The organism is Streptomyces otsuchiensis (assembly GCF_004305975.1).
Lineage (GTDB): Bacteria > Actinomycetota > Actinomycetes > Streptomycetales > Streptomycetaceae > Streptomyces > Streptomyces otsuchiensis.
Map to the genome: position 1 here is coordinate 1 of NZ_BHZI01000212.1, position 10225 is coordinate 10225.

Genomic DNA, 10225 nt, shown 5'->3' on the forward strand with positions numbered 1-10225 from the left:
GCCGGCCGCTCAGCGGCCGCCGGGCGTGGTCGCGGGTTCCTTGACGGCGGCGGACCACGCGGCGTAGCGGCGCAGCCCGTAGAGCAGGGGCCGCGGTTCCTCGTGCCACACCACCCGGCGGACCTCCCCCAGGGCGACGACGTGGTCGCCGACGAGCTGGGTACCGGTGAGGCGGCAGTCGGCGACGGCGTGCGCGTCGTGGCCGAGGTGGGGGCCGGCCGCGTCCGCGTCCATCGTCCAGCGGACGCGGCCGAAGCGGTCCGGCGCGCCGGAGGCGAACAGCTCCGCCGTGGAACGGGCCTCCTGCGTCAGGAGGTTCACGGCGAACGCTCCGGACTCACGGATGGCGACCAGGGTCCGGCTGTGGTCCCGCAGGCAGACCAGCAGCGTGGGCGGCTGCAGGGTGACGCTGCTGAGCGACGAGCAGGTCATTCCCGTCGGCTGCCCCCGGTGGTCCACCGAGGTCACCACGCCGACCCCGGAGGGGAATCCCGACATCAGCGCCCGGAATCCGTCTCGGTGGGGGCCCGGGTCGGCTTGCGTCGTCTCTGGCATACGGCACCGCCTTTGGCTGACCGGCGAGGGAGGTGGGTCTCGGTACCGGGTTCGTCCCGGCTCTGTCCTCGTCGCCAACGACGCTAGAGCGCGTGCCTCTCCGTGCTCTCTCTTTCGTCTCTCCGCCGGAAGACCGGCGGAGAGGAGGGCCGCGGCCGGCGGCCGGGCGCACACGCGCCGACGCCCGGCGGGCGTTGGCCGGCCGGGCGTCGGAGGGGCTCTGATCTGCGGCTCAGCCGCTCACGGGAGTCGTGTCATCCCGGTGCGGCCGCGCGGAGAGCGGAGCGGTGGCGGTGGGTCAGCTGCCCGCCTGCCGCACCGTGGCCAGCGCGCCGGCGATCCTGGCCAGGCGTCCGCCGTGGAACTCCGCCGCCGCGTAGACCTCCTTGGCCAGGTCCTCGTCGCCGTCCTGGATGCTGATGCCGTAGGGGTTGCCGCCGGCCGCGTGCATGATGTCGTAGTCCGCGTAGCCGGTGGGGACGATGACCGAGCCCCAGTGGTGCATCACGTTGTAGAGCGCCACCAGGGTGGTCTCCTGGCCACCGTGCAGCTCGTAGCTGCTGGTGAAGCCGGTGGCCGCCTTGTCCACCAGCTCGCCGGCCTGCCAGAGTCCGCTGGTGAGGTCGAGGAACTGCTTGAGCTGGGCGGAGACGTTGCCGAACCGGGTGGGGGTGCCGAAGGCGTAGCCGTCGGCCCAGCGCAGGTCCTCCAGGGTGGCCTCGGGGATGTGCGAGGTCGCGTCCAGGTGCTCACGCCAGGCGGGGTTGCTGTCCACGGCTTCCGCCGGGGCGAGTTCGGTCGTGCGGCGCAGCCTGACCTCGGCTCCGGCTGCCTCGGCTCCCCGGGCGACCGCTTCGGCGATGCGGTGGACGTTGCCGGTGGAGGAGTAGTAGATGACGGCGATGCGCGTGCTCACGGTGTTGTCCAATCCTCTGGTTGATTCCGTTCCATCCCACATTGCCATGGAATGACACATGATGTGAATGAACGTCAGATCTGCTCAGGCGACAATGAGAGAGATGTCGTTGGCGAAGTCCCAGCGGTCCGGCCCGCCGCGCTCGGACATCCGCAGCCCCGCGGTGTGTCCCCGCCGCGCCGCCGCGAACCGCAGTCCCTCCGCCTCCAGTTGGAGCCAGGCACGCGGGTCGGACTCGACCATGTCGATCATGGTCTGGCAGGCCCCGGACGGGCATTCGAGCAGGGCCGAACCGCGTAGGTCCTGGCTCAGCAGCTGCTGGGCGCGCTGACCGAGGCCGAGCCAGCAGTCGGCGGCCCGGTCGAGCAGGGCGTGCCGCTCCCCCTCGGGCAGCTCCTGGTGTCCGCGTTCCCGCGCGTAGAGACCGGCGAGCCGGTGGATCCGGTAGCGCACCACACCCATCCGGTCCGCGCCGGCGACGTCCACCAGGCCGCGGTCCAGCAGGAGTTCGAGCACCTCCTCGACCAGCGGGATGGGGACGTCGGCCGCGGCGGAGGCCGCCCACGCGCCGAAGTCGGGTACCTCCAGCAGGCCCAGCGTGAACCAGATGCGGCGCGCGCGCCGGTCGAGCGCTCCGACGCTCGGCTCCAGATAGGCGCGGACGTTGAGCGCCCCGTGGCACAACTCGTCGAGGAGCCGGTCCTCGTCGGTGAGGCGCTGGGTGAGCGTGTGGAGGTCGAGGTGACGCCGGGCGGCGAGCCGGGCGGCGCTGGCACGCACGGCGAGGGGCAGTCCGCCGCAGGCGGCGGCGATCCTGCGGATGGCCTCCGGGGCCTCCGCCACCCGGGGTGCCCCGATGACGTTGGTGATCAGCTCGCTCGCCTGGCCGACCGTCATGGCGCCGACCTTGACCGCGTGGTTGCCGGGCAGCTCGGAGAGCATCGAGCGGCTGGTCATCAGCACGGCCGGCTCCGGCCCGCCCGGGAGCAGCGGGCGCACCGAGTCGGCGGTGCGGACGTCGTCGAGCACCACGAGGATCCGGCGTCCGTTGAGCAGGCTGCGGTACTGCGCCGCGCGCTCGGAGATGTCCACGGGTATCCGGTGGTCGGGGACGCCGAGCGCCCTCAGGAAGCCGGAGAGCACCTCGGCGGTGCTCGTCGGGTCGCGGTCGGATCCGCGCAGGTCGGCGAAGAGCTGGCCGTCGGGGAACTGGTCGCGGAGCTGGTGGGCGATGTGGACGGCCAGCGCGGTCTTGCCCAGGCCGAAGTGGCCGTGCAGGCCGCAGATCCGCACCGTGTCGTGGCCGGAGGTCAGCGCCCGCCGGATGACCATCTCGTAGTCGTGGCGTTCCACGTAGTCCGGGAGGTCGGCCACCAGCTGGGCGGGCACCGGCTCCTGAACGGAGGCCCGCTGTTGGGGGAGGGTGTCCTCGCTGTGCTCGTCCGCCAGGATGACGCGGTGGACCTCCTGGAGTTCGCGTCCGGGCTCCAGGCCGAGCTGATCGACCAGCATGGCGCGGCCGGCGCGGTAGGACTCCAGCGCTTCGGCGCGGCGGCCGTTGAGGTACAGGGCGTACATGAGCTGCGCGCGTAACTGCTCCCGCAGCGGGTGGTCCTCGACCAGGACGGCGAGTTCGTCGATCAGCTCGCGGTGGTGGCCGCACTCCAGCTCCAGCCGGACGCACTCCTCCAGCACGACCAGTCGCCGCTCCTCCCACTTGGCGGCCACGGCACGGACGACCGGGCTGGGGACCTCCGCCAGCACCGGTCCGCGGAAGAGCGCGAGGGCGCAGCGCATCTGGGAGGCCGCGAGGGAGAGGTCGCCCTGGAGCGCCAGCTGGCGGGCCTCGGTCACCTGGCGCTCGAAGCGGTGGATGTCCACGTCCTCGTCGCGGACGGCGAGCGCGTACCCGTTGGGCGTGGTCTCGATCAGCTCGCCCGGCGCCCCTGCCTCGGTGAGGGCCTTACGCAGCCGCCAGATGCAGGTCTGCACCTGTTCGGCCGCCGTCCGTGGCGGGTGACCGTTCCAGATGGCCTCGACGATGCGGCCGACGGAGACGGTCCGGCCCGCGTCGGCGATCAGCAGCGAGAGGATGACCAGCTGCCGGTTCTTGCCGAGCACGACCGGTCGGTTGTCGACGGAGACCTCGAGTCTCCCGAGCACGCGAAACAACATGCACTCCCCGTTTCAGCTGTTCGGAACCACAGGGCACAAACAGCCGGTGGAGACATTCGCCCCAGCCGGCGACTCACAGCGGGTGACCTTGTGCGAAGAGTGACAGACAATCCTGTCGCTGTAGAACGCACGCGATGTGCCAGGCGCGGCATATGCCCCACGACGGGCAGTTCGTCCCAGGGGTGAACGGGCCGGCCCCGGCGCGGACCGGCGGGCACCGGACGGCCGCCCGGCCCGGGACCCGGGGTCCCGGGGCCGGCCCGGTGGCCGCGCTCCGCGCGCGGCCGGGAGCAGGGCCGGTCGGACACGGTGGAGCATCAATACCTCCCAGCGGTACGGTCCGGGACGAATTCGCCGGGGCGAAGTCGTGCACTGTGCGCCGACATGACGGGCGGGGTCGAGGCGGCGGCCGGGCCGCCGTCCACCCGCCGAGAACGCCTCGTGCGGCAGTGGGGCCCGGGTCGCGCTGCCGCGACGATCCGCCCGGCGGTCATCGTTCGGGCGTCACGCCGCCGGCCCCGGGGCGTCGAGACGGCTCGACACCGGGGCGTGCACGCGTCCCGACCAACGCTTTCCCCATCGGCGCCCATCAACTCCTGTGAATCGTCGACGATCTCGACACCGCGGTGACATCGGGCCACCGCGCGTAAACCCGTACGCATAGCGGACGGTAGGCACCGGTACCGCCGGGCGGGCACCCGGCGCCAACCGCCGGCAGCCTCCCGCCGGGTGCCCGCACCGGACATCACGGAACGCGGCGCGTGCGGGCCCGGGACGGCGAACCGGCAGGCCAGACGCGTCCGACGGGGTGGACGAACCTGCCCGTGGACGGCGGGATCACCGTGCCCGTGACCGGTCGCCACCCGCCGGGAGGGCACATCGCGCCGGGGCGGTCGTCACGCGCCTGACTTGCGGGCTCCCGTACATCTCTGTTTGTGCGCGGTTCGGGAGCGTCGGCCTCAGGTCGAACGGAATCCCTCGCACCACGCTCGGGCGAACGCCGAGGGGGCGAGCCGCGCGGACGGCGAACGGGCACGGACCCGGGCGCCGGACTACACGGAAGCGACAAGCGTGCGCGGAGTGTCCAGTGTTGTCAAGTACTGTTCAAGCAACGCCAGTTGGCGACCGGAAGGGTGAGTTCAGTCCTCGGCGGGGGCGATCGCCCGCGCTCACCAGTCGTGGACGGTCCCGTCATGCAGCCGGTTGACGGGCAGATAGGCCCGCTCGTACGGGTGGCCCGCGGCAAGGGCGTCGTCCAGTTCCACACCGATACCGGCCTCCTCGCCGGGATGCAGATACCCGTCGGTGAAGGTGAAGGCGTGCCGGAACACGTCGTGCGTCGCCGCCGAGTAGCCGGAGAACTCCTGGATTCCGAAGTTGTGGACGGCCAGATCCAGATGGAGGGCGGCGGCCATCCCCACCGGGGAGATGTCCTCCGGCCCGTGCACGGCGCTCTTGATCTGGTGGAGCGCGGCCAGGTCGAGCAGCTTACGGAGCGGGGTGACGCCGCCGAAGTGCGTGACGGCGGAGCGGACGTAGTCGATCAACTGCTCGGTGATCAGGCCCTGGTAGTCATGGACGCTGTTGAAGACCTCGCCCACGGCCAGCGGGGTGGTGGTCGCCGAGCGGACGAGGCGCAGCGCCTCCTGGTTCTCGGCGGGAGTGCAGTCCTCCAGCCAGAACAGGCGGTACGGCTCCAGGTCCCTGCCCAGCCGGGCGGCCTGGATCGGGGTGAGGCGGTGGTGCACGTCGTGCAGCAACGGCAACTCGGCGCCGAACTCGTTGCGGACTGCCTCGAACACGGTCGGCGTGTGCCGCAGGTAGGCGGCGGTGTCCCAGTCCTCGACCAGCGGCCGTGCCCGCTGGTGGGGGTCCCGCGCCGCGGCGTCCCCGGGCGGGTGGACGCCGTAGACGGCGTTGAGACCGGGGATGCCGGTCTGGACGCGGATGGCGCGGTAGCCCTCCGCGAGACGGGCGCGGACGGAGTCGAACAGCTCCGGGATGTCACGGCCGTTGGCGTGCCCGTAGGCCAGCAGCCGGTCCCGGCTCGCCCCGCCGAGCAGCTGGTACAGCGGCAGACCCGCGACCTTGGCCTTGATGTCCCACAGCGCGACGTCCACCGCGGCGACGGCCGCCATCGTCACCGGCCCCCGCCGCCAGTACGCGCCGCGGTACAGGTACTGCCACGTGTCCTCGATCCGGTGCGGGTCCCGCCCGGTCAGCAGCGGGGCCACATGGTCCCGGAGGTAGCTGACGACAGCCAGTTCGCGGCCGTTGAGAGTGGCGTCGCCCAGGCCGGTCAGCCCGTCGTCCGTGGTCAGGCGAAGGGTGACGAAGTTGCGGCCGGGACGGCACACCAGGACCTCGGCGTCGACGATCTTCACGGCTGATCCCCTTCCGGAAGCGAGTGCACCGGCCCGCGCGGGCGGCGGGAGGGGAACGGCGTGGAGCCCGGCCCCTCCACCGCACCGCGTCGTCCCGGTGACGCCCGGCGGGGCGCGGGGACGAGCGTAGCGGCCCGGCCGCCGCGCCGGCACGGCATTGGCGCGGCGGCCGGGCGGCGGTCTGCGGTGCACCGTGGTGCCCCGCTTCCCGCCGCCCGGCCGGAGACGTGTCCGCCGGTCAGCAGCCGGTCAGCCGCGCCAGCGGGCCCTCCGGGTCCCGGACCGCCTGGTCCAGAACGTCCGCCAACTCCCCCGCCCAGCGCTGTACGGTCCCGTCGTCGAACAGGTCGGTCGAGTACTCGAAGGTGAGCGTCATCCCGTCCTCCCCCGGCACCAGCACCACATACAGCTCCGTCCGTGCGACGCCCTCGGTGGGCAGGCCCCGCACCTCGGCCTCCTCGCCGCCGAGCCGCAGCACCGGCGGGGTGGTGGTCACCACCGTGAACAGCACATCGGGGAAGACGCCCCCGGAGGTACCGGGTGCCACCAGCTCCGCCACCTCGGCCAGCGGCAGCGCCTGGTGGTCGAGAGCGTCGAACAGCGTGCCGGTGAGCTGACGGACCAGGTCGGCGAAGGTGACCGCCTCGCCGATCCTCGCCCGCAGCAGAACGGCCTCGCCGAGCTGGCCGACCAGCTCGGCCCGGTCGGCACCCAGCCGGTTGGCGCTGGACGCGGCCACCACGACATCGGCGGACCGTCCCCGGCACCGTGCCGCCCAGGCGGCGAACCCGGCGAGCAGCACGGTGTAGGACGAGGTACCCAACCGCTGCGCCGCGTCCGCGATCCGGCGGGCGGCCGCCCCGTCGAGAGCGCGGCTGTGCAGGGCGCCCCGCCCGGAGAGGGCGGCGGGGCGTGCCCGGTCCACCGGCAGGTCCAGCGTCAGCGGCACCTCCTCCAGTTCGGCGCGCCAGAACTCCTCCAGCTCGGTGCGCCTGCGGCCGCCGAGCTCGTGTTCCGCGCGGGCGTAGGAGGTGAACTGCGCGGCGGGCGGCGGAAGCGGGACGGTGTCTCCCGCGCGCCGCGCGTCGTACAGCTCGCCCAGTTCCCGCCACAGGACGCCCATCGACCAGCCGTCGCAGATCGCGTGGTGCATCACCACCACCAGGGTCCAGCGGTCGGCCCCCAGCCGTGCCAGCCGGAACCGGAAGAGCGGCGCCCGGTCCATCGCGAACGGGCGGGCGGCGTGCTCCCGGCACCAGTCGCGCACCGACTCCCCGTCCTGCGGGTGCCCGGAGAGGTCGGTGACCGGGAGGTCCACGGGGAGATCCGCCAGCACCTCCACCAGGTACTCGCCGTCGCGCCGCACGGCGCGGCTGCGCAGCGCGTCATGCCGGGCCACCAGATCCGCCAGGGCCCGGCGGAGGTGGTCGGGAACGACGGGCATGTGCAGGTCGATGCGGTGGGCGACGTTGTAGACGCCCGGGTCGGGCCGCTCGTGGTGGCGGCGCCAGAGCCTGCGCAGGGCGGAGGTCATCGGGACGACGGTCTCCGCCTCCCCTCCGGTGGGCGCCGGCGGGGCCGCCTCCGCCGGGTCGGCCGGCTCCGCGTCTTCCTGCTGGAGCAGGGCGGCGACGCCCCTGATCGTCGGTGCCCGGAAGAGTCCGGCCATGGAGACCGCGCTTCCCAGCTCGGCTCCCATCCGGTTGAGCAGACGGATCGCGCTCAGCGAGTGGCCGCCCAGCTCGAAGAACGAACCGGTGACCGGGACCCGGTCGAGACCGAGTTCGTCGCACCACAGGTCGTGGAGGGTCTTCTCCAGCGGGGTGACCGGGTCCCCGCCCTCGGGCCGGGTCTCCTCCCGGCCGGGCGCGGGCAGCCGGTCCCGGTCCAGCTTGCCGGAGGTGTTGACCGGCAGCCTCTCCAGCCGCACCCAGCGCCGCGGGACCAGGTGGTCCGGTACGGCGGCGGCCAGTTCGGCGCGGAGTCCGGCCCACAGCTCGGTGAGTTCCGGCGCGGACGCCTCGGGCACGACGTAGGCGACGAGTTCGGTGTCGCCGTGCGCGTCCCGGCGGGAGACCACCGCGGCGTCCCGGACGGCGGCCAGCGCGAGCAACGCGCCCCGCACCTCGCCGGGTTCGACCCGGTGGCCACGGATCTTCACCTGGTCGTCGATGCGGCCCAGGTAGGCCAGGGCACCGTCCCGGCCCCACCGCCCGAGGTCGCCGGTGCGGTACAGCCGGGAACCCGCCCCGTCGTCCACGAACGCGGCTGCGGTCTCCCGCGGCCTGCCGTGGTAGCCGAGGGCCACGGGAACGCCGGAGACGCAGATCTCACCGGCCGCTCCCACCGGCACCTCCCGCCCGGCGGGGTCCAGCAGCCGCACCCGCGCCCCCGGCACGGGGGTGCCGATCGGCGGGCTGTCCCCGGCTCCGGGGTCGACCCGGTGCGAGGTGACGATGACCGAGGTCTCCGTCGGCCCGTACTGGTTGTGCAGGACGCAGTCCGGGTGCGCGTCGAGGAAGCGGCGGAACGCACCGGTCAGCAGCAGCGCCTCCCCGGCGGAGAACAGCTCCCGCAGAGAGGGCATCTCCGGCGCGGTCTCCATCAGGTGCGTCAGCGGCGTGCACGGCATGAACATCCGCTCGACGCCGTGCTCACGGACGGCCGCGGCGAGGGCCGACGGGTCGTGCCGCACCGCGTCGTCGATGAGGACGAGCGCGGCACCGGAGGCGAGGGTGGTGAAGATCTCCTGGACGCTCACGTCGAACGCCGGGGACGTCCACTGCAGGGTGCGCAGCGCGGCGTGCCGCCCCAGGTGGCCCCGCACCAGGTTGACCGGGCCCCGGTGCGGGACGAGGACTCCCTTGGGCGATCCGGTCGAGCCCGAGGTGTAGAGGCAGTAGGCGGGGTCCTCCGGTCCCGCTCCACCGTCCGGGGCTTCCGCCGGGACGGTCCGCGGCCCGGATCCGGCCGCGTCGATCAGCTCCACGGGCATCCCGGATACCAGCTCCGGGTGCGGGGCGAGGGCGCCGGAGTGGGCCAGCAGCAGGGCCGGGTCACTGTCCGCCAGGAGGGCGGCCAGGCGCGGACCGGGAAGAGAGGGGTCCAGCGGCACATAGGCGGCACCGCTGACCAGCACGCCGAGCAGAGCGGTCACCAGCTCCGGCCCCCGGGGCGCCAGGACGGCCACCCGGGTGCCCACTCGCGCGCCGCCGGCCCGCAGCCGGCCCGCGAGGGCGAGAGCCCGGCTCTCCAGCTCCCGGTAGGTGACCCGGAGGTCGTCGCCGACCAGGGCGACCGCGTCCGGGGTGAGCGCGGCCTGACGCCGGAACAGCCCGTGCAGGGTGTCCCCGGACAGCGGCCGCTCCTCGTCCGGACCGCCCAGCCGGGTCAGGAGCGCCCGGTCGGTGTCGGTGACGACGGTGGCCGCGCTCAGCGGTGCCTCCGGCGCGTCCAGGGCGCGGCGCAGCACCTCCTCCACGTACTCCACGAGGCGGCGCACCGTGCTCGCGTCGAACAGCGCCGTGTCGTACTCGACCATGAACCGCACCCCCTCACCGTGGTGGGTGAGGTAGACGCTCAGGTCGAACGGCGCCCGCTCGCTGGGCACGTCGTGCAGGGTGGCGGTGAGCCGGGGCGGGTCGAAGTCGACGTGGCCCTCGTTCTCGTACTCCACCATCACCTGGAAGTACGGGTTGCGGCCCGGGTCGCGGCGGGGGTTGAGCGCGGCGACCAGCTCCTCGAAGGGCAGGTCGCGGTGTTCGTAGGCCGACATGCTGCTCTCGCGGACCCGGTGCAGCAGCTCCCGGAAGGTCGGGTCGCCCCCGAGGTCCAGCCGGACCGGGACGGTGTCGAGGTAGAGACCGATCCGGTCCTCGGCCCCGGCCGGGCGGGCGGCGACCACGGTGCCCAGCACCACGTCGTCCTGCCCGCTGAAGCGGCCGACCACCGCCGCGACGGCGCCGGTCAGCGCCATGAAGAGCGTGGTGCGGTGACGGGCGGTGAACTTCTTCAGCCGGTCGACGAGCGCGCCGTCCAGCTCATGGGTCAGGCCGGCGCCGGCGCCGGTGCGGACCGCCGGGCGCGGCCGGTCGGTGGGCAGGGTCAGCTCGGGCGCGTCCTCCAGCGTGCGGCGCCAGTACTCCAGGGAGGCGGCCACCCGGGCGGGGTCGGCCGGGGCGGGCTCGGGCGTGGC

The 10225-nt window shown here is 73.5% G+C and carries 5 protein-coding genes; all 5 read right to left on the minus strand.

The window, feature by feature from the left end; all coding sequences use genetic code 11:
• Positions 1-9: 9 nt before the first annotated feature.
• Positions 10-555 carry a flavin reductase family protein gene (locus E0D90_RS18965; RefSeq protein WP_130799374.1) on the minus strand — a complete coding sequence of 182 codons (546 nt, stop codon included), beginning with the start codon at positions 553-555 and terminating at the stop codon, positions 10-12.
• A 298-nt stretch (positions 556-853) separates the two neighbouring features.
• Positions 854-1471: an NAD(P)H:quinone oxidoreductase gene (gene wrbA, locus E0D90_RS18970; protein WP_130799375.1), complete on the minus strand. Its 618-nt coding sequence runs from the start codon at positions 1469-1471 to the stop codon at positions 854-856.
• Positions 1472-1555: 84 nt separating this feature from the next.
• Positions 1556-3634, minus strand: coding sequence for an AfsR/SARP family transcriptional regulator (locus E0D90_RS18975; protein ID WP_170215002.1), 2079 nt, complete (start codon positions 3632-3634; stop codon positions 1556-1558).
• Positions 3635-4815: 1181 nt separating this feature from the next.
• On the minus strand, positions 4816-6030 hold the full coding sequence (gene manD / locus E0D90_RS18980) for a D-mannonate dehydratase ManD (RefSeq protein WP_103500477.1): 1215 nt from the start codon (positions 6028-6030) through the stop codon (positions 4816-4818).
• A gap of 238 nt (positions 6031-6268) precedes the next feature.
• Positions 6269-10225: non-ribosomal peptide synthetase (locus tag E0D90_RS18985; protein ID WP_130799377.1), on the minus strand; the 3957-nt coding region annotated here is incomplete at its 5' end.